Source organism: Pseudidiomarina homiensis (assembly GCF_003987225.1).
Taxonomy (GTDB): Bacteria; Pseudomonadota; Gammaproteobacteria; order Enterobacterales; family Alteromonadaceae; genus Pseudidiomarina; species Pseudidiomarina homiensis.
This window is the reverse complement of the sequence record NZ_PIPX01000001.1, coordinates 1,772,487-1,796,380: the sequence shown is the minus strand read 5'-3', so window position 1 is coordinate 1,796,380 and position 23,894 is coordinate 1,772,487. Positions and strand designations below refer to the sequence as shown.

The following is a 23,894-nucleotide window of genomic DNA, read 5'->3' as shown; positions in this document are numbered from 1 at the left end:
GTATCCTCAAGTTGTTTTGCGTCGATGGCGCAAATACATCGTCAGTGATAATTCGTCGTTCTGCCGTTGTTCGGCACGTTCACGTTGCTGTTTTATGCTTGCGTGTTGACGCTCTTGCAAAAGGTCAAACGATTGCCAGCGACGCTGTTTTTCTAACCACTTTTGCTTACTTTTCGCAACGCGTTCTTCATTTTGTGTTAGTGCTTCTTGGGCCTGCGCGATAGCTCGGTCAAGACTGGCCAAGAAGGCGCGATAGGTACCAAGCATGGTCGACTGAATACCAATCCGCATTTGCTGCTGTAGCTGCAGAGCGTACTCGTGACGATACTGCTGAAGCATTTGTAACTGTTGCGCAATCTTTTCTTTGTTATTGCGGTCCTCAGCAAGCAATTGCGCCGCTTGCGTGCGTGCTTTCTCAGCTTGTTCAGTCAAATGAGCTAATGCGACACTATTCATTATGCCCTCCTAAAAGCAAATCTAAGCTTTTAATAGCGGCCTCAAAAGTGGCTTGTTCATCCATTTGCTGCTGCAAAAACGACTCGATGCGGGGGAATTTTTGCACCGCTTGGTCAAGCAATGGATCGTGTCCGGGACTGTAAGCCCCAACACTGACAAGGTCTCGGTTGCGTTGGTAGACCGAGAATAGCTTTTTGATTTTTTGCGCGGCGATGACTTGTTGTTGTTGCACGACTGCCGGCATCACACGGCTAATCGAAGCTTCGATGTCGATCGCTGGATAATGACCGCTGTCGGCGAGTTCTCGTGACAACACGATGTGACCGTCGAGTATGGCGCGGGTTGCATCCGCAATAGGATCTTGTTGATCATCGCCCTCGGTGAGCACGGTGTAAAAAGCGGTAATCGAGCCACTCCCTCGGCGGCCATTACCTGCGCGCTCAACCAAAGCTGGTAGCTTGGCAAAAACGCTGGGCGGATAGCCTTTGGTGACTGGTGGTTCGCCAATTGCTAGCGCAATTTCACGTTGTGCCATGGCATAGCGCGTAAGGGAATCCATAATCAACAGGACGTTCTTACCCTGATCACGAAAGTCTTCCGCCAGCCGTGTGGCATAGGATGCGCCTTGCAATCGTTGCAGCGGCGAGGCATCAGCTGGGGCTGCCACCACCACCGAGCGTTGGCGCCCTTGCTCACCTAAGATACTCTCAATAAATTCTTGAACTTCGCGGCCCCGTTCACCGATTAGGCCGACGACAATGACATCAGCTTTGGTGTAACGCGCCATCATACCGAGCAGGACCGACTTACCTACCCCAGAACCAGCAAAAAGACCGATACGTTGGCCGCGGCCCACGCTAAGTAACGCATTGATGGCGCGGATACCAACGTCAATGGGCTGTTTAATGGGCGCCCGTTGCATGGGATTGATTTGTGCCGAGGCTAATTCGCCGTAACGTGTTCCTTTTGCTAACTTTTGCCCGTCCAACGGGCGACCGGAACCGTCAACGACCCGTCCGAGAAGTGCTTCACCAAGCGGAAAGCGGCGCTTTGTCGTGGTACCGCCCATCGGGATGACGCGCGCTCCAGGGGTGAGGTTTTGGACCGATTCAAGCGGCATTAAAAACGTAATGTCATCCGCGAAGCCAACAACTTCTGCTTCAAGAGTGATGTGCTCGCCAACAATTTCACAGGCACTGCCAACCGGAAGTTTCAAGCCGACGGCTTCGAGGACCATGCCAGTAGCGCGGACCAGACGCCCGCAAGCAAACCAGCGTTGGTGGTCGGCCACCCGCTGAGAAACACTTGCAAGAGTACTTTGCCAATGGCTTATGGAGTTAGCTGTGCTGTTCACTACGCCCCCGCAATTGACTGATGATACGTTCCCAACGCGCTTCAATGGTGGCGTCGATTTCGCCCTGAGAGCTGACCAAGCGACAGCCGCCACGCTCAAGCTTTTCGTCTTGTCGGACGCGCCAACCGTGCGTTTTCAGCTCGTCATTGAGATGCTCTTGTACTATCGGTGCGTCCTCTGGGTGCAACAACAAGGTTGGACGGTCTTTAATAAATGGGTCTTCGTGAATGATTTCGCGCACCAGCGTTAGAATTTCTTCGGGGTGCGTTTGCAATGCCTCGCCGGCAAGTTGGCGACCGACAGTCACAGCCAACTGCACGAGGCTTTCGGCGAGCTGTTCGTCAATGCTTTGCAATGCACCCTCAAGCTCTGAGAGCATGGTATTTAGCGGGCTCAAGGTCGTTTGGCAACGCTCCTCAAAAGCCTGTGCGACTTCTTTTTCGGCAGTTTCTTTGCCTGCGCTATAACCTTCTGCGGAGCCTTTTTCAAAGCCTTCTTGGTAACCTTTTTCGTAAGCCTCGGTGCGCGCTTGTTCACGCAGCTGCTTGAGCTCTTCTTGTGCCTTAAACGAACCTTTTTGCGGCGTTTTTGTAACCGCAGGAGATGCGCTTTCTGCTTGCAATGTTTTAAACGACCATGCTTGCCACTCGCCTTCTGGCTGCGCTGCTGGCTTTTGCTCTAACGGCTGTGCCGCTTTGGTAAAAGGCTTAAACGTAGGCATCGTCACCACTGCTTAGGACAATTTCACCGCTATCGGCCAAGCGTCGAACAATTTGCAAAATTGCTTTCTGCTCGGTTTCGACTTGCGAGACGCGAATAGGACCGCGGGTTTCCATTTCTTCACGGATGATTTGGCCTGCGCGCTGCGACATGTTGCGCAAGAACTTATCAACCAATTCATTAGGCGCACCTTTGAGTGCAACCACCAACGAAGATGTTTCGACTTGGCGTAGCAATACTTGAATACTGCGGTCGTCCAAATCGAGTAGGTTTTCGAATAGGAACATTTCGTCGATGATTTTTTGTGCCAATTCGTCGTTGTAGGCACGAATGTTTTCCAAGGCAGTGTCTTCTTGGCCGGTGCTGAGCAAGTTGAGGATTTCAGCGGCAGTACGGACGCCGCCCATTTTACTGCGTTTCAGCGACTGGCCGTCAAGCATACCGCCAAGTACTTCGGTAAGTTCTTGCAAGGCTGCAGGCTGCACACCTGTGAAAGATGCAATACGGAGAACTACGTCATTACGTAAACGTTCTTCGAAGAGTTCCAAAACCCCAGCGGCTTGCGCTCGGTCAAGATGAATCAAAATGGTTGCAATGATTTGCGGATGTTCGTCCTTGATCATTTCGGCAACTTCCGGAACGTCCATCAAATTAAGAGCGTCAATGCCAACGCCGCCCACCTTATGCTCCAAGACATCTTCGATCAGCGTGTTGGCGCGATCGGCACCTAATGCTTTGGTAAGTACCGAGCGAACATAGTCGTCGTATTTGTCTAACGCCGGTGTGTTCGACAAGTCTTGATGGAAAGCTTCAAGGACGCGTTTTATCTCGGCATGCGAGACGTCATTGAGCTTGGTCATTTCTTTACTGATTTTTTGAATCATATTTGGCGGGAAGTGCTTGAATACTTCCGCCGCAGACTCTTCTTCGAGCATGAGCAGCATCAAGGCGGCACGGCGAATGCCCGACATTTCTTGGCGTTGGGTGTCGTTCGTGGCGTTAGACATGGTCATCCTCGTCAATCCAATTCTGCAAGATTCGCGCGACTTGGCGCGGATTCGTCTCTGCGGCCTCTTTAGCCTTCGTTAGTGCTTCGTTGTAGCTTTGATTCGAGTTCTTTTCAGGCCAGTTAAAGTCGTCTTTGACTGGCTCTTGGCGAGCTGCTTCAGTACTTGTTGCTCGTTCACGGACTGTCGCGTTGCTTGCTCCAGTGGGCTCGTCGTCATCGCCAACTACAGCACGGAGTTGACCGCGTTGAGCAGGGCTTGCGCTAGCTTCGACAGCGGCTTGGCGGCGGCGCAGCAGAGGTCGCAACACCAGTAAGTAGAAGAGTAATGCTGCGACGCCAGCGGCAACGTATTTGATGATTTGTTTAATCAAGTCGAGTAATGCTTGTTGTTCGTACCAAGCGCGCACGACAGGATCTTCTTGTTCTGGAACAAACGCCGTGTTCACCACCTCAAGTTGGTCACCACGTTCGGCCGAGAAGCCCATGGCTTGACGGATGAGGCGTTGAATGTATTCGATTTCTTCGTCGCTGCGTGGCACCAGAACTGGCTGACCTTCTTCATCGGTGCTGGTGCGATGGTTGACGACGACGGCAACCGATAGGCGCTGTAATACACCTTGTTGGTGCTGAATATGTGAAATGGTGCGGTCGAGCTCGTAATTCACGACCTGATCTTGCTGTAGACGGTAGTTGCCGTCAGCGTCGTTATTGGCGACCGCTTGCTCGTTGTTTTCCGCATTCGCTGCGTTGCTTACAGGGGATGGCTCTACACCAGGTGGCGTGTTGGTCAATGCGCCGGGAACGCCTTGTGCTCCGTTGCCATTGCCGTTGACGTTCAGATTGCGCTGAATACTACGAATTGCCGCGGTTTCTGCGGTCGGATTCGGGGTATAACGTTCCTCAGTAGCTTCCCGCTTGGAAAAGTCTACTTCGGCAACAACTTGCGCTTGCAGATTATCGACGCCGAGAATAGGTGTCAGGATAGCCTCAATGCGCTGTTGATACGTACGTTCAATTTCACGCACATAATCGAGCTTTGTTCCGCTTAAGGCATCATTGTCCGCCTTTTGCGAAAGCAGGGCGCCGTGCTGATCGACAACAGTGACCTGATCAGGAGCAAGGTCGGCAACACTGCTCGATACCATGTGCACGATGGCCTGAATCTGCCCGTCACCAAGCTTTCGCCCTGGGTGCAAGGTTAGCACCACAGACGCTTTTGCCGGCTGACGGTCGCGCACAAACACCGAGTCTTTCGCCATGGCCAGATGGACGCGGGCGCGCAATACTGGGCCTAATGCTTCCATCGAGCTGGCAAGTTCGCCCTCAAGCGCCCGCTGAAAGTTTACTTTTTCAGCGAATTGACTAATACCGAAGGCTTGGTTGTCGAGTAATGAAAAACCAACGTTGCCAGCGTTGGGAAGCCCCTGTTCAGCGAGTTGCAAACGCAAGCGGTGTACTTGATCACTAGGAACGGAGATAGTGCCATTGGCATCAATTTGATAGGGGACCTGGCGACTATCAAGTTCAGTGATAATACGACCACCATCGGCCTCGCTTAAATTACTATAAAGGACTCGGTATTCCGGTGCTGAGACCCACAAGAGCAGTACAAAAATCAAGCCAATGAATGCGGCCCCACCAAGCAGTAGCGGTACAAGACCGTTTTCTTTGATCGCCATCAACCAAGCAATCGAGCCATTTGTGGCTGCGCTGTTGTTGCTGTCGTTTGGCTGCGGCTTGGTGGCTCCGGCGGCAGTCGCTGTTGCTTGGGTTGCTTCCATATCGCTGATTGACTCTTGGGTTGTAACACAAATGAAAAACGGATTTATCTAGAGCACATTATGCGGATGTGAAGGCAAGGCAAAGAAAAGAAAAGCGTACTTTTTTACGGCCTTTTACTTCTTTCGACCATGAAGCAAGCTGTTACCTTAGCAGCTGTAAAAAGTTACAGAACCGGCGTGGAAGGTAGTAAAAAATGAGTGTACCAGCGATTCAAACGGCACTAAATAAAATGCAAGCCCTGCAAAGCCAAGCGACGACGCAGCCTCAAACAGCTGCGCAAGAGCCGGCTAAAAATGGTTTTGCTGGCGAGTTAAAACAGTCCATTGAACGTATTAACGAGTTGCAACAAACAGCGGGCGCAAAAACCACAGCATTTCAGTTAGGCGACCCTAATGTGTCGCTCAACGAAGTGATGGTGGCGAAACAAAAAGCTGGTTTGGCCTTTGATATGGGCGTGCAAGTGCGCAACAAGCTGGTCAGCGCCTACAAAGAAATCATGAATATGCAGGTTTAATTCTGTTCATCCTAGAAATAAGCTGCGCGAACTAAGCTTGTTCGCGCACCAGTAAGCCAGACATTTCTGACAAGTGCTGCGAAATGCGTAGCACCTCTTCTGATGGAATTTGCCGAATCACTTCGCCTGAATCACGGCTGACCACTTGAATGATTATGCGGTCAACGGCGTCATTCATTTCAAAATGAATCCCGTAATTGTTCATTACTTCATTGATTTGTTGTACCGGTTTCACCAGCTCATCGCGCTTGAGCTCGCGTTGAACTTCACTTTGGCGCACAGCGGGGAGTTGTTGTAATACCCGATCCAAGCGTTGGCGCTCTGCAGCCGCATGCGTTGCAGGCCAATTTTGGGTGGTAGCGTCATTAATGGGATTTGCCATGATTTGTCTCCGCAATTGTCCCCTCGTTTGGGGTCTCTAACGATGACTATCGGCAAGTTTGAACAAAACTTTAGCTGCGGTTATGTAGATAGTTAGCTAAAGCGAAATATTGAAGTGCGCAGCAATTTTGTCGACACGTTGGTAGAGTTTCCAAGCCGCAGTTACCGCTGTTTGTTCCCGCTCATCGAGCTCGAGTACAGTTTCGTCATGTTCTAAATCAGCGACATTAATGACGTTTTGATGGCGCTTTAGTAAGTGCTTCATATTCATCTTGATCATCATCAACTCAAGCTCAAACTCATTTTTCAAGGTTTCGAGCTGAAACTTACGCGTCGGCGTTGGTGCTTTCCAAATTAAGTCGTCGAGTCGCTTTTCAATGACATGTTCGATGGTCCGTAACTTTGGCATAAGCTCGGTTACTAAGCTACGAACTGTAATGGTCGTGTGTTCTGGCATGATACAACCTTAATTGTTTTTAACATCAAACTCCGCTGGGAGTTAACTAGACGACTTAGGTGGGCGGCTTTACCCTAATAAAGATAGCACTGATTGCGGTACCTGGTTGGCCTGAGCTAATACCGATGTGCCCGCTTGTTGCAGAATCTGGGCGCGTGTCATATTGGCAACTTCAACCGCGTAATCAGCGTCTTCAATTCGCGAGCGGGCGGCGGATAAATTAGTTTCATTGGTTTGTAGGTTTGAGATTGCAGATTCAAACCGGTTCTGTATAGCGCCTAAGTCAGAACGCAGCGTATCGACATTTGCGATCGCTTCGTCAATTGTACTTAATCTATTTACCGATGCCGCCGGCGTTACGTCAGCACTGGTGTAATCGCCAACTTCCCAGATAAAATTTAAATTGGTTGCCGACTCTGTGGTCCGGTCAAAATTTGCCGGCGTATAGACTTTAAAGTTACCGCCTCCTTCGTCGACGTATCCCATCGACTCAAGTTTCGCAATATCGTTACCGGTTACCGTAATATTGTCTTCGATGTAGAAGTCACCCTTGTCGTCGGCTATAGCATAGATGTCGTTAACGACCACGGTGTTTTCTAGGTCTAGCAAAGTAGCCCATTCGGCGCCTGTTGGGGTGGAGGAAACGCTAGTAGATGATAACGTTGTATCGTTACCAAACTTTGCTTTTAGCGCATCTGTAATGTTCATGCCTACGCCATCATCACCGAGTTGTGGGCCGTTAAAGACGATGCGGTCAAGGTTTAGCGTTTGCGAGTCGACTTGCTTCAAGCCAATGGCAATGGCTTCACCGTCGTTGGCTCCTACTTGAATGTTGAGCTGCTGATCGCTTGCCAAGACTCTTACACCGTTAAATTCGGTTTGTTTAGAAATGCGATTGATTTCGTCTAAACGTTGATCTATTTCAGCACGGATGGAGGCTAAGTCCGCCGATGAGTTAGTGCCGTTCAAGGATTGCACACTCAATTCGCGAATACGTTGTAAATTGTCATTGACCTGATTAAGCGCACCTTCAGCGGTTTGTGCCGCTGAAATACCGTCGTTGGCATTACGTTGTGCTTGGGCGAGTCCACTTATTTGAGCTGACATGCGGTTGGCAATTGCTTGGCCTGCAGCATCATCTTTTGCGCTATTTATACGTAAACCCGAGGATAGACGCTCCATAGCTGTTGTTAATGATGACTGCGATTTATGTAAATTCTGTTGCCCAATCAGCGACGTAATATTGGTATTGATTACGGACATTTGGGTTTCCTTAAGAAATGGGCTTAGCTACTGCCGGCTGTTATAAAAGTCTGGACTCTTAAATTCGTATTCCTAAGTTATCGCTTCCCGACCGTAATAACTTAAGCAAAAAGGCGCTTCATGTAGAAGCGCCTTTATAAATATCATTAGGATGTTAACCCAATAATGATAGTACTGATTGTGGAACCTGGTTCGCTTGCGCAAGAACCGAAGTACCCGCCTGTTGTAGAATCTGCGCACGCGTCATGTTCGCAACTTCTACCGCGTAGTCAGCGTCTTCGATACGTGAACGCGCTGCTGCCAAGTTAGTTTCGTTGGTTGCTAAGTTAGTGATAGCAGATTCGAAACGGTTTTGGATAGCACCAAGGTCTGAACGTAAAGTATCAACTTCGCTTAATGCTGAATCGGTCGCCGCAAGTGGAGAAGCTGTGCGCTCAGCAAGGATAGTAGCAGTATCTGAGTCGAAGTTTACGGTGAGTGTACCGTCGTTAGTTCCGGCGCCGGCGGTTCCATCACCAATCGTAAATGTTGATGAATCTACAGCAATGTACGCATTGTTGCCGTCGACATCGGTACCTGAAACATACCAGTTACCACTCTCATCTTGAGATAGACCTGTTGCTGTGAAAGCCGTACCTGCGCCGCCGTCTGTTAAAGTTAAGTTACCAGCAGGGACATCGTCACCATCACCGTCGACAAAATCGCCGGTTGCAAGAGCGGTAAGGCCTGTTGCATCAACGCCATTCACGTTAAAGGTGTCCATGTTTAACGTTTGTGCACTGATTTCTTTAAGGTTTACGTCGATTTTCTCACCGTCGTTGGCACCTACTTGAATCGAAAGCGCTTGATCGGTCGCAAGAACTTTCACGCCGTTAAAGCTGGTTTCTTTAGAGATACGGTCGATTTCACCAAGACGCTGAGTGATTTCAGCTTGGATTGAATCTAAGTCGTCTTGTGAGTTAGTGCCGTTTTCGGCCTGAACGCTCAGCTCACGGATACGCTGTAAGTTGTCGTTGACCTGGTTCAAAGCACCTTCAGCGGTTTGCGCGACAGAGATACCGTCGTTAGCGTTACGCTGTGCTTGTGACAAGCCGGTGATTTGAGCTGACATACGGTTCGCGATAGCTTGACCAGCTGCGTCGTCTTTAGCGCTGTTGATACGCAGGCCTGAAGACAGACGTTCCATAGAAGTTTGCAATGCAGATTGCGACTTCATCAGGTTTTGCTGACCAATCAGCGAGGTGATGTTGGTATTGATTACTGACATAGTCTTATTCCTTCTGTTTCCAAATTTGGCCGCCAAGTTTGGCCTGCCGTCACAGGGGTTATCGGTGGCTGGAAAAAAACCTTTAGAACAATTTACAAAAAAATTTTTGCGGCGTGTTGCACAATGGTGCTAAAGAACTGCGAAGAGTTGACGATAACTAAAGCTAAACAACCCTTCGGATAAACAATGTGCGAATAAGGACTCTTGGGTGAACAATGCGGTAAAAGGCTCTGACGAGTTTACAACCATAAGCAACGGACTACAGATGGCAACCTACCTTGAGGCGCTAGGGCAACCTGGTGTGGCGGCGTTGCGATTGGAGAGTGGCAATACGGAAGAGCATCCGCTGGTCGTCGCAGATGAAGAAACTGATGTGCACTTAGTGTTTGAGTTCACGGCTATTAGAGATGTAGTACCAGCCCTGCGTGCTGGCGCAAAGTTCACCGTGTTTGGTTATACTTCTGGTGGCTTTGTTCGTACCGAACCGATGAAGGTGAAAGGGTTTGAGAGCAAAGACGGACGCTTGTTTGGCACGGTCGACTGGCCGGAACAAATTGAAGTGAAGCAGCGTCGTGCGAGCTTTCGTGCCACTTTGCGCGTTGGCATGGAAGTTGGCGTTTATCTGCGCAGCTCAGATCACGAAGGTGATGAAACCGTCGAATTACAAGGTGACTTGCGTGATTTATCTGCCGATGGCTGTCTCGCTGAATTTAGTATTTATGATGGCGCCTCCAAGGTGTTGCCGAATCAGTCGACGGTTATTGAGTTGTATTTTCCAAATGGACGAACGCTTGAGCTGATGGCAGGTGTGCGCCATGTGCGCACTGATAATGATCGGAAAGTACTGGCGGTCGGCTTCGAATTTCAAAACGTCGATCAAGAACTGCACAAAGAGCTATGGAATTTCGTTAAAGAAATTGAGCGGGAGTCGAGCCGCAGTGCTGGTGGTGGCGATAATCGCACGCCATCAGAGTTATTTCGTGTCAAAGATCCGGAAACAACGAAGTTGGGTCGGCGACGTAGTCACGATTACCCCACGCCCACCGCAAAGCGTTTGGCGACCATTGCCGGCTATCTTGATAGTCAGATGATTTTGCTCAAACAAGAAGGTGTGTTTGACCCCTATCAGTTATCGGTACAAACCGATCATCTATTAGATTTATTAAAAGAAGACCGAGAGGGCGTATTGTTCGCCTTGCATTGTTTGTACCGCGAATCGCGCTGGGTGCAACACGGTATCGCGGTAGCGGCACGTTTAGGTGATTTACTGTACAGCATGAAGGTTCCGCATACGGTGCTCAAAGCTGCTACTGCGGCAGCGATGGTACATGACTTAGGTAAGGGGGTCATCAATCAAGACATCTGGCGTGCAACGACGTTGAGCAGGCCGATGTACCTTGATATGCAAGACCATGTGCCGCAGGTGCTCGATGCAGCGAAGAAGATCAAATGGTTGGCGCCGGCGATTCGCGACAATGTGATAGGGCAGGTGAACGAGCGCTTGGATGGCAGTGGCTATCCACAGCATCTTAAGGGTGAGGCGATAGGCCAGTTGGCGCGGGCGGCGATGGTTGTTGACGCTATGGATGCGATGCAGCGCAGTCGCCCCGATCGGGCTGCGGTACATGCCATTAGTGCGCTTGCTCAGCTCCAAGCGGTGAGTGGGCGTTATGACCCTATATGGATAGAGCGTTACTTAAATCGATTTGGGCGGCTACCGATAGGGAGCTTATTGAAGTTTGAAGGTGGCGTCCTGGCTTGGGTCGTTGGGCTTGATCGGCACAACCGTGTCGAACGTTTGCGCTTAACACCACACAAGAATCATCCCGATCATAAACTTGGCGAATTGATTCAAGGCAGTAAATTAAGAGAGCTGGGCAGTATTCGAGATGTCTTAGTCGTCGATGACTAAAGTTTTTCTTTAAGGTGTCGATAAAAGTGAAAATGGCCCTTATAAAAGGCTTTTTTATAAGCTTTGGGTGGCAAAGTTTCAGGCACACTGGCCTGACACGATAGAAGAGGTGTTTGATTATGGCATCAATAGCAGCGTTAGGTGTAGGCTCCGGCCTTGACTTAAATGGCTTGCTCAGCCAACTCGAATCGGCGGAGCGGCAGCGACTGCAACCGTTGGCGCAACAAAAAGCGAGCTACCAAGCGCGCATCTCTGCGTATGGCAAACTTGAGGGTGCGTTGGCGCAGTTTCAGACGGCGCTGGGTTCGTTAGGCAAAGCTGAGACCTTTGCGGCAGTGAAAAGTAACGTCACAGGCGATGCTGTAACGGCTGCGGCCAACTCGTCGGCGGTACCTGGTAGTTATAACGTGTCCGTTACCAGTCTTGCCAAGTCTTACAGCGTGGCAACGTTAGGCTTGGACGATAAAGCTCGTGATTTAGGTGCTGGCAGTGTCGATTTTACCCTCGCCGATGGTACTGCTCACTCGGTTGCTATTGGCGCTGATGCCTCATCGTTAGAAGATGTTCGGGATGCCATCAACAGCGCACAAACAGATGTGGTTGCCAGTATTGTAAACGATGGTGACGCAGCGAACCCTTATCGTTTGGTGTTGAATTCAGCAAAGACCGGCGTCGACGCTGGTGTACAGAGTTTAACCTTTATCGGCATGGGTGGTGAACTCAGTAAAGATGCAGCCACTGAACAACTTGCCGCAAATGCTCAGTTCAGCGTTAACGGTTTGACCATGCAAAGTGCGTCGAACCAAGTTGACGAAGCGATCGCAGGTTTAACGCTTAATCTTGCGAAAGAAAACGAGACTGCGGTGATTACGGTTACTCGTGACAACGCCGCGATTGAAAAGTCAGTCAACGATTTCGTTAAGGCTTATAACAGTTTAAATAGCACTGTGCGTGATTTAGGGGATTACAACCCTGAGACACAAGTCGGCGGTCGTTTGCTAGGGGATAGCAGTTTACGCATGGTGCAATCGGAATTGCGCTCAATGTTCAGTGAAACGGTCGTTGAAGGTTCGGCATTCACGTTTTTGTCTGACTTAGGTATTTCGCGTGAGCTTGACGGCTCGTTAAAAGTCGACAGCGAGCAGTTGAAAACAGTCACTTCAGATCAGTTACAAGACCTCCAGAGCTTCTTCGCCGGGAGCGACGTTAACGAAGGCTTTAGTGCACAGTCAAAGGGCGTTATTGATCGATTGCTGGACGAAAATGGCTTGATTGCAACAAGCACTGAAGGCATGAAAAGTGCGATTACGCGAATTGATGAACGCATTGAACGTGAAGAGGTTGCGATTGCCCGAACGGTCGAACGTTATCGTACGCAGTTTGCCAAGCTCGATAGCATGATCGCCAACATGAACTCCACCAGCGCTTATCTGACGCAGCAATTTGATGTCATGAACGCGCAGTTAGGCCGTAAATAGTAAGGGAGAATAGAGATGTACGGAATGCGAGGAGCAGCAGCTTACGGACGGGTTAATGTGGAAAGCCATGTATTGAGTGCGAGTCCACATAAGCTGATTGAGTTGCTATTTGAAAACTGTTTGCGCCAGATTAAGACGGCGCGTGTTCATCTTGAGCAAAAGCAAATTTCGGCTAAAGGTGAAGCGATAGGCAAGGCTCTCGATATCGTCAATCAGGGTTTGTTAGCGGCGGTCGATAAGGATAAAGGTGGTGAGGTTGCCGAGCGACTCGAGTCACTTTATTTGTATGTTGGCGAGCTGTTAGTGCAAGCGAACTTGCGTAATGATGCGAGTAAGCTCGACACCGCTGAGACGATTTTGTCGCAGTTAGCGGGCGCCTGGAAGGAAATCGCTACTGAGGCTGCAGAGGCCTAGATTATTGTGGTTACGCAACCAAAACTTAAACCAAAGGAATCGATAACTCCAACGGAGGTGCTTATGTCCTATCAAGCCCTATTGGAACACTCGAACAAAATGCTCGATAGTGTTCGTAACGGCGACTGGGATACGCTGATTGAAACGGAAGTCGAATACGTGCGTGAAGTGGAACGTTTAAGCTACGCTGAGAGCGGCGTTGAACTTTCCGATGAACAAAAGCTGCAAAAAATGACCTTGTTGCATACCATCATGGACCAGGATCGCGAGATCCGTGAGCGTCTGATTGAACGGCGTGCCAAGTTAGAAGAGACTTTGTTAAGTATGCAAAAAAAGCAGCAACTTGAGCATAGTTATCGCAATTGAGCAGCATAACGCCTTTATTGGATACATTGGTCCATCAAGTCGCCAAGCAAAAAGCGACAATGGACCTTCTACCTCGTGGTGCACCTCCGGTGGTGCCAGCGCAAGCTACCGCGAGTACGACAGAATTTAGTCAAGCTGGACAGCAGTTTTCTCGGTTATTACAGATTATTGAAGGTTTACAACAAAAACTGCCATCGCAAACCCCTGGCCGAGCCATTCGGCCAACGGCAAATCAGCCTATCTTTCCTAGCAGCCATGTTTTAAGTGTTGCATCGCTAGCTGACCGATTAGCATCATTGACGCGTAATTCTGGATTATTTTACGAAGCTTTTTTAAGCCAGTGGGTTAAAAATAAAGTGCCTTTCGAGGTGGTTCGTCAACAACCTCAAAATCTTGCGCAAAATCAACAAATAAAGATCGCTTCGCAGCAGCTTGAGATGATAAGCTCTGGCGTGGTTCGCTTCGAGTTTGATGTGAGTCCGGACATTCAGTTGTTTGGCGTTATCCAACCGGACGTTCATCCCTTGTTAAAGCGCTGGCAGCAAGAGCAAGCGCAGCCCCAAGAGCATGATGAAACGAATGACTGGACAACAGAGTTGCGCATCACTTTCCCAATTCTTGGCACCTTGCGGGCGCGTTTGCGCATGCAAGACGCTCAACTTAGCATTGAGTTGCAGTGCGACGAAGAGTGGCGCGACAAACTAAAAGCTGCGAGTGAAGCGTTTCGAGAACGGTTGATCAACGCCCATGGCATCAAAGTGTCGTCGCTGATCGTTAGGGGGGCCAATGAGCGAACCTAAAGGCAACGACAAAAAAGCGATCGCTTTGCGGTATCAAGCTTTTGAACCGGCGCCGAAGGTTGTCGCTAAGGGCGACGGTTTGATCGCTGAAGAGATCATCCGTCGTGCCCAAGAGCATGGTATCTTTGTGCACGATTCACCCGAATTGGTGAACCTTTTATCGCAAATTGAACTTAACGATTATGTACCGCAAACGCTTTGGGAAGTTGTTGCAGAATTGTTGGTTTGGGTCCGATCTATTGAAATAACTCGTTGATACTTTCCTCGTCTGTCTGCTTTTTATACACAAAGTTAACATTTCTCTAGTCCAAGTCGCTGAAAAAGTCCTTGCGCTTTGCATCTTTCTAATGTAAAAGTTTTACAAAGATCGTGAAAAGATCGCAGAACGTGTTCTCGCGATCGCAAGTTTGCTAAAGAGGAATGACATTATGACGCAATCAAAAGTTTTAGCAGAGCTACAAGAGTTGAACTTGAACTACTTGTTGTTGGTGCAAAAACTTGTCACTGAAGATCGCGATGCGGCGATTTTTAGATTAAAGATCGACGAAGATCTTGCGGACTTGATTGCTGAAATGTCGGTGAAAGACCTTACTTTATTGGCACGCCAGCCGCAAAGTTGGTTACGCCCTTGTGTTGATGCAACGAATACATTGAAAGAGATTCTCTCAAACTCGCGTGCACCAAGCATGCGCGAAACCCATTTAGCGATGCTGATGGCGTCCGCTAGCGCGTAAGGTTACAACGATGGCGACTCGCAAACTACTCGAAGAACTCAGCCAAGTTCAACTGGCGATCGAGCTCATTGAGCTCGGTGCGCGGCTGCAGGTACTCGAGTCCGAGGTTGGCCTAAATCGCGGTCGTTTAGTTCGCTTGTATAAAGAAGTTTCAGGCAAGTCGCCGCCGAAAGGAATGCTGCCGTTTTCCACAGATTGGTTCATGACTTGGCAGCCCAACATTCATGCTTCGTTCTTTTATACGATCTACTCACGCCTGCGTGAAGGGCAAGATCTTGAACGTATGCAAGCGTTTATCAAGGCCTATCGCTTGTATCAAGAGCATATGCGTCTACAAGATGACGAAGAGGTGCTGGCATTGACACGAGCGTGGACTTTGGTGCGCTTTTTCGAGAATGGCATGTTCCAGTTGTCTAAGTGTAATCAGTGCCAATTAAATTTTGTTAATCATGCGCATACACCGGATGACGACTATGTTTGTGGCGTCTGCCAACCGCCATCAAGAGCTGGTAAGCCTCTTAAGAAAAACCGCACAAAATCGGTAAAACAAATTTAAGTTCCAGCGCCTAAGGCCGATAAGTTTAGTAAATAAGATACTAGAAGGATTCGGTCGTGCTCATTCCATTAGGTTTCTTCATTGTTATTGCCTGTGTATTCGGCGGCTTTGCCCTTGCCGGTGGTGCACTAGGCCCGCTTTTTCAACCGCTCGAATTCGTTATTATCGGCGGCGCGGCAGTGGGCGCCTTTATTGCGGCCAATAATGGCAAGGCGATTCGCGCAACCTTAAATGCTTCAAAAAAACTCAAGGCCTCAACTCGTTATAACAACGAAACCTACTTGTCGTTGCTTTCAGTCATTTACAAATTACTCAACAAAATGCGTCGTGATGGCATGTTGGCGGCAGAGCAAGATGTTGAAAATCCGCAAGAAAGTGCAATTTTTGGCGAGCATCCGGATATTTTGGAAGATCCAATGTTGGTTAATTTTATCACCGATTATTTGCGCTTAATGATCAGCGGTAATATGAATCCTCATGAGTTAGACGAATTGATGCTGCATGAGATTGAAACCATGGAGCAAGAGGGCGAAATTCCGTCCGATGCGCTAACCAAAGTAGGTGATGCCATGCCTGCCTTTGGTATCGTCGCAGCAGTACTCGGCGTGGTACGCGCCCTTAGTACTGCCGATGTTCCGCCCGATGTTATGGGGACGATGATTGCACACGCCTTGGTGGGTACATTCTTAGGTATTTTGCTGGGTTATGGATTTATTAATCCACTAGCGAGTCGGATTGAGCGGCAAGTTGCAGAAGTCATCAAAACCTTACAAGTTATCCGCGTCACGTTGCTAGCAAGCATGCACGGTTATGCACCTCAGTTAGCGATTGAATTTGGTCGAAAAGCTTTGCATGTAGAAGAACGCCCAAGCTTTACTGAATTGGAAGACCACGTTCGAGGCAATGCAACGGAGTCTGCCTAATGGCTGATGAAAAACAACCCATCATCATTCGTCGCCGAAAGGCGAAGAAACACAAGCATCATGGCGGCAGTTGGAAAATCGCGTTGGCCGACTTCATGACGGCTTTGATGGCGTTGTTTTTGGTCATGTGGATTTTGTCGATGTCGAGCGAAGAGGAACGGCAAAGTATCTCGGAATACTTTCGAACGCCGCTGGTTGTTGCAATGGCCGGGGGCGACAAAGCCTCCGCTAGTACCAGTGCTATAAAGGGTGGTGGTGATGATCCAACGCACATGAAGGGTGAGGAAGCACGCATTGACCTGCGCCGTGAAACTCGTCCCGCCGATATCCGTCGGCACTTTAATGAAATTCAGCGAAAAGTCGAAGCGGCAATCGAAGCTGATCCGGTATTGCGCGCGTTGAAGGCGCAGTTGCGCTTTGATATCACTCGTGAAGGGTTGCGTATCATGATGCTCGATACTGAAGCCCGTCCGATGTTTGAGTTGGGAAGTGATAAAATCGCGCCTTACATGGAGCGGCTGTTACGCACCATGGCTCCGCTACTTAATGAAATACCAAATGAAATCACCATTAGTGGCCACACCGATTCGCTTCCTTACGCTGGCGGTGAGCAAGGTTATAGCAACTGGGAGTTATCTGCTGATCGGGCCAATGCTTCGCGCAAGGCCCTACTTGAAGGTGGCTTTAAGTCTGAGCAACTACTCCTGGTCATGGGGGCGGCAGACAGGATTCCGCTGGATGGTACGAGCGCCGATGACCCGCGTAATCGACGCATTACCATTGTGATCCACACACCAGAATCTGCCGACTTTATTCGTCGCCAAGGATTTTTCCCTCAGGATCAAACTGCCGAGGCGGCAATAAGCAAAGGTGAACTGCGTAATAGTGCTGCGCCATAAACTGAAATAAGCGGGATTTTTCCCGCTTTTTTAGCTCTTCAATTCGCTTCTTAGTCGCCATAATGCTTGCATGGCACAAGAAGAATCTAACGACCAAGAAAAAACAGAAGAACCCTCCGCGCGAAGATTACAAAAATCGCGTGATGAAGGTCAGGTCGCTCGCTCGCGCGAGCTGACCACTTTTGTGATCTTGTTCGGTGGCGTTTTGCTGCTGTGGAGCATGAGTTCGCCGCTTTTTAATCACTTGGGCGTGGTCATGGAACAATCGTTCTTGTTTGATCGGCAGCAAGTGACGGAGCCTGGCCCCATGCTCCAGAGCGTATTGCGGCTCGGCGAGCAGGCGCTTTGGGCGGTTCTACCTTTGTTTGCAGTGATGCTGGTTCTCGCCGCTGTCGCTCCAGCGCTTCTAGGCGGTTGGGTTGCCTCAGCGAAGGCGTTGCAACCGAAGTTTAGCAAGCTCAACCCGATAAAAGGGGTTAAGCGGATTTTTTCCGGACAGGCACTGGCAGAATTAGGCAAAGCGATTGCGAAAACAGTGTTGGTTGGTGGTGTACTGGCGTTATTTTTGTGGGTTGAGCGCTTTAGTTTCATGGAACTGTTGCGCCTACCGGTCAAGCAAGCACTGGTATCAGCATTAGAGCTCGCGGCCACGGCATGTTTGTATATGGTCTTGACGCTGATTGTTGTCGCCCTCTTTGATGTGCCGTATCAGCTCATGAGTCACACCAAGAAGTTACGCATGACCAAAGAAGAAGTGAAGCGCGAGAATAAAGAAACCGATGGTGACCCGCATATCAAGGCCAAAATTCGCCAACAGCAACAAGCCATGGCACGCCAGCGCATGATGAGCGAAGTACCAAAAGCAGATGTTATTGTTACCAACCCGACCCATTTCGCTGTGGCACTTAAATATGACGAAGCAACCATGGGCGCTCCGCGTGTCGTTGCTAAGGGTACTGACTTAGTGGCCCAGCGTATTCGTGAATTAGCCAATGAACATCGCATTCCTCAGCTAGAGATGCCGCCGTTGGCACGCTCGCTGACCAAGCATGTTGATATCGGTCGCGAGGTCCCTGTGGCCTTATATAGTGCGGTAGCAGAGGTATTGGCGTGGGCGTTTCAAGTGAAAAAAGCGCAAGTAGGTCAGGCGGCGACACCACCTGAACCCTTAGCGATTTCGATTCCTGAAGATTATGAGGTACCGGCACAATGAGTGTAGCGTTTAGAGAAGTTATGCGCGGCCTTCGTTATGACCGACTGCAAGTGCTGGTCGGCCCGGTCCTTATCTTGATGATTTTGGCGATGATGGTATTACCGTTGCCGCCCTTCTTGTTGGACTTTTTGTTCACCTTCAATATCGCGCTCTCACTGATGGTCTTATTGGTGAGCATGTTTTCGGAAAAACCTTTGGAATTTGCCGCGTTTCCTGCGGTGCTATTGTTCTCAACCTTGTTGCGTTTGTCGCTTAACGTTGCGAGTACTCGAGTGGTGTTGATGGAAGGGCACCAAGGTGGTGATGCGGCTGGTAAGGTGATAGAGGCGTTTGGGCAATTCCTCGTGGGTGGTAATTTCGCGGTCGGCTTAGTGGTGTTTTTGATCCTGGTGATTATTAACTTTATGGTCATCACCAAAGGCGCCGGACGTATCGCTGAAGTAGGTGCACGGTTTACCCTTGACGCCATGCCCGGCAAACAGATGGCGATTGATGCGGATCTTAACGCTGGGCTGATCGGCGAAGAAGAAGCCCGTAGCCGTCGACAAGAAGTCGCTCAGGAAGCCGAATTTTATGGCTCCATGGACGGTGCGAGCAAGTTTGTGCGCGGCGACGCCGTGGCGGGTATGGTGATCATGGTCGTCAATATTATTGGCGGCCTGTTGATTGGCGTCATGCAGCATAATATGTCGATGGGCGACGCGGCACACACCTACGTGCTGTTGACGATTGGCGATGGTCTTGTGGCACAAATCCCAGCGCTCATTATTTCAACTGCTGCCGGTGTAACAGTATCTCGGGTAAATACCGAGCAAGATGTCGGTCAACAATTGATCAAACAACTTTTTGTTAATCCAAAAGTTCTCATGTTGGCGGCTGGAGTAATTGGCTTGTTAGGCTTAGTGCCGGGCATGCCGAATTTTATTTTCTTGTTGTTTACTGCGATGTTAGGTGGCTTTGCTTGGTTTCTCTATCGCAAACAAGAACAACACCGCGTGCAGGCCGCAGCAGACAATATATCGGCCGAACCGCCTGCTGCTTACAGCGCACCCGAAGCAAGTTGGCAAGACGTCAACTTGGTCGACACTTTGGGTATGGAGGTTGGTCATCGCTTGATACCATTGGTTGACGATAATCAGCAGGGTGAACTGTTGGCCCGTATCAAGAGCGTGCGAAAAAAATTCGCACAAGAAGTTGGCTTTTTACCACCCGTAGTTCACATCCGAGACAACCTCGAACTCAAGCCAAATGTTTATGTCATCACGCTCAAAGGCAGTGAAGTAGGGCGTGCCGAAATTTATCCAGAAATGTGGTTGGCGATTAATCCTGGACAAGTCACCACTGAAATTGAAGGCATCGAAACCACGGATCCAGCCTTTGGCTTGCCTGCCTTGTGGATTGAAAGTGAGCAACGAGAGCACGCACAAATCTACGGTTATACAGTTGTCGATTCAAGCACTGTGGTGGCGACTCACCTTAATCATTTGCTACAAGTTCATTCGGCAGAACTGCTTGGTCGCGAAGAAGTTCAAAAACTGGTTGATAAGCTTGGCGAAGAAAATAAAACCTTGGTCGATGATGTCATTCCGAAGTGCGTGACCGTGACCAACTTACAACGGGTACTTCAGCGTTTGCTTGACGAAGATGTTTCGATTCGTGATTTACGCACGATTTTTGATAAGTTGGCGGAATTTGAAGGGCAACAGCTCGATGTCCAGCAACTCACGGCGGAAGTACGTATCGCGTTAGGCCGCATGATTACCCAAAAATGGTTCGGTGGTGCGGCTGAACTTGAAGTGATTGGACTAGATGCGAACCTTGAGCAAATGCTCATGCAGGCATTGCAGCAAAATAGTGCACTCGAGCCGGGGCTTGCCGCGACATTGCAGCAACAGGCACAACAGGCAATACAACGCGCACAGGCTATGGGACAACCACCAGTTCTGGTGGTACCCCATGCATTACGTGAGTTGATGGCGCATTTCTTGAGACGCCAAGTGAGCGATATTGTTGTTGTTTCTCAAGCGGAAATTCCGCATGATCGAGGCATCAAAGTGGTACAAATAATTGGAGAGCGTCAATGAGCTTGAAGCGGTTTGAGGCTCAGAGTCATAAAGAAGCAATGCGTCTTGTGCGGGCAGCCATGGGCGCTGACGCGATTATTGTGACCTCGCGTAAAACAGCGCAGGGGTTCGAGGTTTTCGCGTTACGCGAGGAAGACCTTGATAACGTGGTCGGTGAAGCCCCCGCCGAAGCTGCATCGGACATAACCCGTCAGTTGTTGCATGATGTGCAAGAAATGCGCAGTTTGCTGCAACAGCAAATGAATCAGAATCCTCCAGAAGATAAACGCAAGTGGAGCTATTTAAAGCTCCGTTCGTCCGGTTACTCAGAAGCACTCGCGCGTGAATTAATCACCTTAATGCCGCAGCACTTATCACGTTCAGAGACCCGTAGTGAGGCCATCGAAGCGTGGCTTACGCAACAACTTGCAGCGCGGTTACAGCATCCGCAGCAGGATTGGGATTTACTGCAACATCAAGGTGTAATTGCGTTAGTCGGCCCTACAGGTGTTGGGAAAACCACGACCACAGCGAAACTTGCTGCGCACTATGTGATGCAAATGGGCAGCGAGAGTTTACTCTTGGTGACCACAGATAGTTATCGTGTTGGAGCACAACAGCAGTTAGCAACTTACGCAGAGTTACTCAATGTTGAGTTGTTTGCGATGACCGATGACAGTGATTTAGAAGTGTTGGCCGAAAAAATTAAGAACAAGCGTTTGGTGCTGGTGGACACGGTGGGTATGAGCCAACGTGATCACCGATTGACCCAGCGGATCGCCTCGTTTTCGGTGCCCGAGTTAGGTAGTAAACCGCGTCTTGCACTGCTCCTCAATGCGGCATCACAACAGGCGACGTTGCACGAAGTCGCCAGCGTTTATCAAACGATCGCAGAACAACTAGAGCTGCCGTTGCGCGATTGTATATTGACCAAAACAGATGAGGCATCATGTCTTGGTGGGGCGCTGGATACGGCGATGCATTTTGGACTGTGCTTGCAAGCTGTTTCGGGCGGCCAGCAGGTACCAGAGGATATACAGGCGCCTGATTTTAATGCCTTGGTTGCAGCGTCGCTCACGGTAACCGCAGAAACCCATGCGTTCGCAGAGTCAGAAGGTGCTCAGTTGTCCTCTGGGCTGTCGCCCGACAGTTATGCTTTAGTGAGTCACGCGCAGGTGATTCGCCAGTGCGTCGAAGGGCTTGCTGCTGTCGTGCCAGACTTTGCTGAAGTATCTGCGCGGATCGGCGATGCCTCGACGATTGGAGAACTTCCTCGCCAGTTGCCGCAAGCTACGGCGTGGGCTTTGTGGTCGGCGCCGCGTCCGTTTCAAGGTTGGGGGCAGCTTACGCCTCATATTGCGTTAGACTCAGCGGGATTGCCGTTAGTGGATGCTGTGCTCCAGCATTTATGTGATGACGCTGAGGTTTTGCAACCCAACCAAGGGCACTTGTTTGACTATTTGCCGAATGTGACGCAGTTGATGGCTCTTGAGCAGGAACAAGTTGCGTGGCTGGCAAAGCCAAGTCGCAATCACCATGTGGTGAGTCAAGGTGAGAAAAATTCTTGTGTTAAGGTCATTGCTCGCAATGGTATTGATCTTGATCAGTGGACGATGACGTACCGCGGTGAGCAACGCAAAGTAAAATTACGCATTGCCGCAGTGAGTTTGCAGCGTGATAGCGAGGAAACATTACAGTTACTTGGCGTGAAGGTGAGTGCCGGGAAAGCGAAAGGCAGTCAGTTTGAGCGGTTTTTTCTTGTTCATTCAGCGTGCACAGCGGAGCAAACGCGCTGTCTCGTAGATTACATGCTACTGAATGATGAGCTTCCTCGATTGACGCGTCTCGCTTGGCAGCAGTTGGAAAGTAACGCCGCCATTACGGAAAATTCGGTTGAGGCCAATAACAAACGGCTCTATCTTAGTGGCGTCTTAGCCGCTTTGGCGAGCCGTGTGGAGCACACGCAGCATCAAGGCGGCAGTCAAGTTCGTGCGCAATTAATGGCGCTGACACAGCGTTCAGGTAGAATCGAGGCCAGTAAGCTAATGTCGGCGATGTGGCAAGTTATTCAGGCCCATGAGGCGTTCCGCGTCGTGTATCAACAAGAGCAGTAACCCCTATGACCGATCAGGCAGCAAGTTTAAGAGCGTGGGCGGCAAAACAAGAGCGGCCAAACGAAATACAGGACACTGTACCAGCAACAAATGCCGATGCGGCCAAACGCACGGTAATGGTACTTGATAACACTCCCGCAGGGAGCGTTAAGGCGACTGAAAATTATACTAACGTGTTTACCCGTTGGGCTGACCAAGGTCGCAAGTGGGTCGGGTCCCCAGCGCAATGGCAATTCGTACAGGTTGGGCCGAATCATCCTGAACTAACGGATATAGCGCAACAATGTCGGTATTGGGCGATTTGGATTGATAATGACTTGGACGGATTTAAACGTGCTTATACCTGTTTGAAAGCCCTAGCAGCAACGGGACAGGTTAAGCAGGTGTTAGCGTTACATGAGCCAATACGCTCACGGCGCGGCCTACTTAGTAATCTGCAGCAGGTCGCACAGAACTATTTTGATCTCCAGTTGTTGGTCTTCTCGGATTAAAGCCGGATAAAAGCCTATGTATACAGCGGAAGGTAAATTAAATAAGCATCATTTAGTGGAGCAGTATTACCCGCTCGTGCGCCGCATTGCGTTTTCACTTAAAGTGAAATTGCCGGAGAGCGTAGATGTCGACGATCTTATTCAATCAGGGCTCGAAGGCTTGTTGGTAAGCGTCGATCGTTTCGACCCTGAGTCTGGTGTGGCATTTTCAACGTTTGCGCATCAACGCATCAAAGGTGCAATGATCGATGAGCTACGTAGCCGAGATTGGTTACCACGTAGCGTGCGGCGCAGCGGACGCGAACTCGAAGCGTGCATGCGGCGTTTAGAGCAAACGTTAGGGCGACCGCCAGAAGAACGCGAAATTGCTGAAGCGATGGGGCTCGACATCGACGCCTATCGTAGCTTGTTGAGCGACACTAACAATGGCCTTGTGCTTTCTCTTGACGAACTGACCTCCGCCGGCAGCCATATGGAAGTAGGCGATGGAGCTGTCGACGACCAACCTGAGCAACAACTCGGCGCTGCCGAGCTGCGCGGACTGGTTATTCATGCCATCGATGCTTTGCCTGAGCGCGAAAAGCTGGTCATGACGCTGTATTACCAAGAAGAGCTTAATTTGAAAGAAATTGGTGCGGTATTGGATGTGACGGAGTCGCGCGTATCGCAATTACATAGTCAGGCCATTAAGCGCATTCAAGGGCGGTTGAGCGCGCAGTAAGAGCCGC

25 protein-coding genes are annotated in these 23,894 nt (G+C 49.8%); 16 read left to right on the top strand and 9 right to left on the bottom strand.

Annotated elements, in window-relative coordinates:
• Positions 1–6 precede the first annotated feature (6 nt).
• From fliJ to fliF, 5 genes are read right to left on the bottom strand one after another with little or no spacing between them, the layout of a single operon-like run.
• Positions 7–456: a flagellar export protein FliJ gene (fliJ, locus tag CWI70_RS08575; RefSeq protein ID WP_126772302.1), complete on the bottom strand. Its 450-nt coding sequence runs from the start codon at positions 454–456 to the stop codon at positions 7–9.
• On the bottom strand, positions 449–1,810 hold the full coding sequence (gene fliI, locus CWI70_RS08570; RefSeq protein WP_126772300.1) for a flagellar protein export ATPase FliI: 1,362 nt from the start codon (positions 1,808–1,810) through the stop codon (positions 449–451). Before fliI ends, fliJ begins: the two co-directional genes overlap by 8 nt.
• The gene (locus CWI70_RS08565; RefSeq protein ID WP_126772298.1) at positions 1,794–2,531 is read right to left on the bottom strand and encodes a flagellar assembly protein FliH; all 738 of its coding nucleotides are present in this window, start codon (positions 2,529–2,531) and stop codon (positions 1,794–1,796) included. Before CWI70_RS08565 ends, fliI begins: the two co-directional genes overlap by 17 nt.
• On the bottom strand, positions 2,518–3,537 hold the full coding sequence (gene fliG / locus CWI70_RS08560; protein ID WP_126772295.1) for a flagellar motor switch protein FliG: 1,020 nt from the start codon (positions 3,535–3,537) through the stop codon (positions 2,518–2,520). Before fliG ends, CWI70_RS08565 begins: the two co-directional genes overlap by 14 nt.
• Positions 3,530–5,320 carry a flagellar basal-body MS-ring/collar protein FliF gene (fliF, locus tag CWI70_RS08555; RefSeq protein WP_126772293.1) on the bottom strand — a complete coding sequence of 597 codons (1,791 nt, stop codon included), beginning with the start codon at positions 5,318–5,320 and terminating at the stop codon, positions 3,530–3,532. Before fliF ends, fliG begins: the two co-directional genes overlap by 8 nt.
• A 194-nt stretch (positions 5,321–5,514) precedes the next feature.
• Here fliF and fliE point away from each other — a divergent pair, with 194 nt between their 5' ends.
• Positions 5,515–5,835: a flagellar hook-basal body complex protein FliE gene (fliE, locus tag CWI70_RS08550; RefSeq protein ID WP_126772290.1), complete on the top strand. Its 321-nt coding sequence runs from the start codon at positions 5,515–5,517 to the stop codon at positions 5,833–5,835.
• A 31-nt stretch (positions 5,836–5,866) separates the two neighbouring features.
• Here fliE and CWI70_RS08545 read toward each other — a convergent pair whose 3' ends face one another.
• The 4 genes from CWI70_RS08545 to CWI70_RS08530 form a co-directional block, all read right to left on the bottom strand.
• The gene (locus CWI70_RS08545; RefSeq protein WP_126772287.1) at positions 5,867–6,217 is read right to left on the bottom strand and encodes a flagellar protein FlaG; all 351 of its coding nucleotides are present in this window, start codon (positions 6,215–6,217) and stop codon (positions 5,867–5,869) included.
• Between the two features lie 96 nt (positions 6,218–6,313).
• On the bottom strand, positions 6,314–6,673 hold the full coding sequence (locus CWI70_RS08540) for a hypothetical protein (protein WP_126772285.1): 360 nt from the start codon (positions 6,671–6,673) through the stop codon (positions 6,314–6,316).
• A 69-nt stretch (positions 6,674–6,742) separates the two neighbouring features.
• Positions 6,743–7,936, bottom strand: a complete 1,194-nt coding sequence (locus CWI70_RS08535) for a FliC/FljB family flagellin (protein ID WP_126772282.1) — start codon at positions 7,934–7,936, stop codon at positions 6,743–6,745.
• Positions 7,937–8,090: 154 nt separating this feature from the next.
• Positions 8,091–9,203, bottom strand: a complete 1,113-nt coding sequence (locus CWI70_RS08530; RefSeq protein ID WP_126772272.1) for a FliC/FljB family flagellin — start codon at positions 9,201–9,203, stop codon at positions 8,091–8,093.
• Between the two features lie 208 nt (positions 9,204–9,411).
• Between CWI70_RS08530 and CWI70_RS08525 the strand changes: the two genes are divergently transcribed.
• The 15 genes from CWI70_RS08525 (at position 9,412) to CWI70_RS08455 (ending at position 23,887) form a co-directional block, all read left to right on the top strand.
• Positions 9,412–11,115: an HD domain-containing phosphohydrolase gene (locus tag CWI70_RS08525; RefSeq protein WP_126772271.1), complete on the top strand. Its 1,704-nt coding sequence runs from the start codon at positions 9,412–9,414 to the stop codon at positions 11,113–11,115.
• A 119-nt stretch (positions 11,116–11,234) separates the two neighbouring features.
• Positions 11,235–12,593 (top strand): flagellar filament capping protein FliD, encoded by a 1,359-nt coding sequence (gene fliD / locus CWI70_RS08520; RefSeq protein ID WP_126772270.1) that lies wholly within the window; start codon positions 11,235–11,237, stop codon positions 12,591–12,593.
• 15 nt (positions 12,594–12,608) lie between these two features.
• Entirely contained in the window at positions 12,609–13,007 is a 399-nt protein-coding gene (gene fliS, locus CWI70_RS08515; RefSeq protein ID WP_126772269.1) for a flagellar export chaperone FliS, read from the top strand.
• 63 nt (positions 13,008–13,070) lie between these two features.
• Positions 13,071–13,373, top strand: a complete 303-nt coding sequence (locus CWI70_RS08510; RefSeq protein WP_126772268.1) for a flagellar protein FliT — start codon at positions 13,071–13,073, stop codon at positions 13,371–13,373.
• 59 nt (positions 13,374–13,432) lie between these two features.
• Complete coding sequence (gene fliK, locus CWI70_RS08505) at positions 13,433–14,173, top strand: flagellar hook-length control protein FliK (RefSeq protein WP_126772267.1); 741 nt, start codon at positions 13,433–13,435, stop codon at positions 14,171–14,173.
• Complete coding sequence (locus CWI70_RS08500; RefSeq protein ID WP_126772265.1) at positions 14,160–14,429, top strand: EscU/YscU/HrcU family type III secretion system export apparatus switch protein; 270 nt, start codon at positions 14,160–14,162, stop codon at positions 14,427–14,429. The genes fliK and CWI70_RS08500 overlap by 14 nt, the downstream gene beginning before the upstream one ends.
• Positions 14,430–14,601: 172 nt before the next feature.
• Complete coding sequence (locus CWI70_RS08495; RefSeq protein WP_126772263.1) at positions 14,602–14,907, top strand: flagellar transcriptional regulator FlhD; 306 nt, start codon at positions 14,602–14,604, stop codon at positions 14,905–14,907.
• A gap of 10 nt (positions 14,908–14,917) precedes the next feature.
• Complete coding sequence (gene flhC / locus CWI70_RS08490) at positions 14,918–15,463, top strand: flagellar transcriptional regulator FlhC (RefSeq protein WP_126772261.1); 546 nt, start codon at positions 14,918–14,920, stop codon at positions 15,461–15,463.
• 56 nt (positions 15,464–15,519) lie between these two features.
• Positions 15,520–16,386 carry a flagellar motor stator protein MotA gene (motA, locus tag CWI70_RS08485; protein ID WP_126772259.1) on the top strand — a complete coding sequence of 289 codons (867 nt, stop codon included), beginning with the start codon at positions 15,520–15,522 and terminating at the stop codon, positions 16,384–16,386.
• Positions 16,386–17,285 (top strand): flagellar motor protein MotB, encoded by a 900-nt coding sequence (motB, locus tag CWI70_RS08480; protein WP_126772257.1) that lies wholly within the window; start codon positions 16,386–16,388, stop codon positions 17,283–17,285. Before motA ends, motB begins: the two co-directional genes overlap by 1 nt.
• A gap of 70 nt (positions 17,286–17,355) precedes the next feature.
• Positions 17,356–18,498 carry a flagellar biosynthesis protein FlhB gene (gene flhB / locus CWI70_RS08475; protein WP_126772256.1) on the top strand — a complete coding sequence of 381 codons (1,143 nt, stop codon included), beginning with the start codon at positions 17,356–17,358 and terminating at the stop codon, positions 18,496–18,498.
• Positions 18,495–20,582: a flagellar biosynthesis protein FlhA gene (gene flhA, locus CWI70_RS08470; protein WP_126772254.1), complete on the top strand. Its 2,088-nt coding sequence runs from the start codon at positions 18,495–18,497 to the stop codon at positions 20,580–20,582. The genes flhB and flhA overlap by 4 nt, the downstream gene beginning before the upstream one ends.
• The gene (flhF, locus tag CWI70_RS08465) at positions 20,579–22,675 is read left to right on the top strand and encodes a flagellar biosynthesis GTPase FlhF (RefSeq protein ID WP_126772252.1); all 2,097 of its coding nucleotides are present in this window, start codon (positions 20,579–20,581) and stop codon (positions 22,673–22,675) included. The genes flhA and flhF overlap by 4 nt, the downstream gene beginning before the upstream one ends.
• Positions 22,676–22,680: 5 nt before the next feature.
• Positions 22,681–23,166: a hypothetical protein gene (locus tag CWI70_RS08460; protein ID WP_126772250.1), complete on the top strand. Its 486-nt coding sequence runs from the start codon at positions 22,681–22,683 to the stop codon at positions 23,164–23,166.
• Between the two features lie 16 nt (positions 23,167–23,182).
• Positions 23,183–23,887: an RNA polymerase sigma factor FliA gene (locus tag CWI70_RS08455; RefSeq protein ID WP_126772248.1), complete on the top strand. Its 705-nt coding sequence runs from the start codon at positions 23,183–23,185 to the stop codon at positions 23,885–23,887.
• The last annotated feature ends 7 nt before the right edge of the window (positions 23,888–23,894 follow it).

Bases quoted from the DNA above. Each gene is read 5' to 3' on its own strand.
- fliJ (WP_126772302.1), bottom strand. From the start codon at position 456: ATGAATAGTGTCGCATTAGCTCATTTGACTGAACAAGCTGAGAAAGCA.
- CWI70_RS08495 (WP_126772263.1), top strand. From the start codon at position 14,602: ATGACGCAATCAAAAGTTTTAGCAGAGCTACAAGAGTTGAACTTGAAC.
- CWI70_RS08455 (WP_126772248.1), top strand. From the start codon at position 23,183: ATGTATACAGCGGAAGGTAAATTAAATAAGCATCATTTAGTGGAGCAG.
- fliD (WP_126772270.1), top strand. From the start codon at position 11,235: ATGGCATCAATAGCAGCGTTAGGTGTAGGCTCCGGCCTTGACTTAAAT.
- CWI70_RS08545 (WP_126772287.1), bottom strand. From the start codon at position 6,217: ATGGCAAATCCCATTAATGACGCTACCACCCAAAATTGGCCTGCAACG.
- fliG (WP_126772295.1), bottom strand. From the start codon at position 3,537: ATGTCTAACGCCACGAACGACACCCAACGCCAAGAAATGTCGGGCATT.
- fliF (WP_126772293.1), bottom strand. From the start codon at position 5,320: ATGGAAGCAACCCAAGCAACAGCGACTGCCGCCGGAGCCACCAAGCCG.
- flhC (WP_126772261.1), top strand. From the start codon at position 14,918: ATGGCGACTCGCAAACTACTCGAAGAACTCAGCCAAGTTCAACTGGCG.
- CWI70_RS08530 (WP_126772272.1), bottom strand. From the start codon at position 9,203: ATGTCAGTAATCAATACCAACATCACCTCGCTGATTGGTCAGCAAAAC.
- CWI70_RS08500 (WP_126772265.1), top strand. From the start codon at position 14,160: ATGAGCGAACCTAAAGGCAACGACAAAAAAGCGATCGCTTTGCGGTAT.
- CWI70_RS08565 (WP_126772298.1), bottom strand. From the start codon at position 2,531: ATGCCTACGTTTAAGCCTTTTACCAAAGCGGCACAGCCGTTAGAGCAA.
- CWI70_RS08535 (WP_126772282.1), bottom strand. From the start codon at position 7,936: ATGTCCGTAATCAATACCAATATTACGTCGCTGATTGGGCAACAGAAT.
- motB (WP_126772257.1), top strand. From the start codon at position 16,386: ATGGCTGATGAAAAACAACCCATCATCATTCGTCGCCGAAAGGCGAAG.
- CWI70_RS08510 (WP_126772268.1), top strand. From the start codon at position 13,071: ATGTCCTATCAAGCCCTATTGGAACACTCGAACAAAATGCTCGATAGT.
- fliK (WP_126772267.1), top strand. From the start codon at position 13,433: ATGGACCTTCTACCTCGTGGTGCACCTCCGGTGGTGCCAGCGCAAGCT.
- fliS (WP_126772269.1), top strand. From the start codon at position 12,609: ATGTACGGAATGCGAGGAGCAGCAGCTTACGGACGGGTTAATGTGGAA.
- flhF (WP_126772252.1), top strand. From the start codon at position 20,579: ATGAGCTTGAAGCGGTTTGAGGCTCAGAGTCATAAAGAAGCAATGCGT.
- fliE (WP_126772290.1), top strand. From the start codon at position 5,515: ATGAGTGTACCAGCGATTCAAACGGCACTAAATAAAATGCAAGCCCTG.
- CWI70_RS08460 (WP_126772250.1), top strand. From the start codon at position 22,681: ATGACCGATCAGGCAGCAAGTTTAAGAGCGTGGGCGGCAAAACAAGAG.
- flhA (WP_126772254.1), top strand. From the start codon at position 18,495: ATGAGTGTAGCGTTTAGAGAAGTTATGCGCGGCCTTCGTTATGACCGA.
- flhB (WP_126772256.1), top strand. From the start codon at position 17,356: ATGGCACAAGAAGAATCTAACGACCAAGAAAAAACAGAAGAACCCTCC.
- CWI70_RS08540 (WP_126772285.1), bottom strand. From the start codon at position 6,673: ATGCCAGAACACACGACCATTACAGTTCGTAGCTTAGTAACCGAGCTT.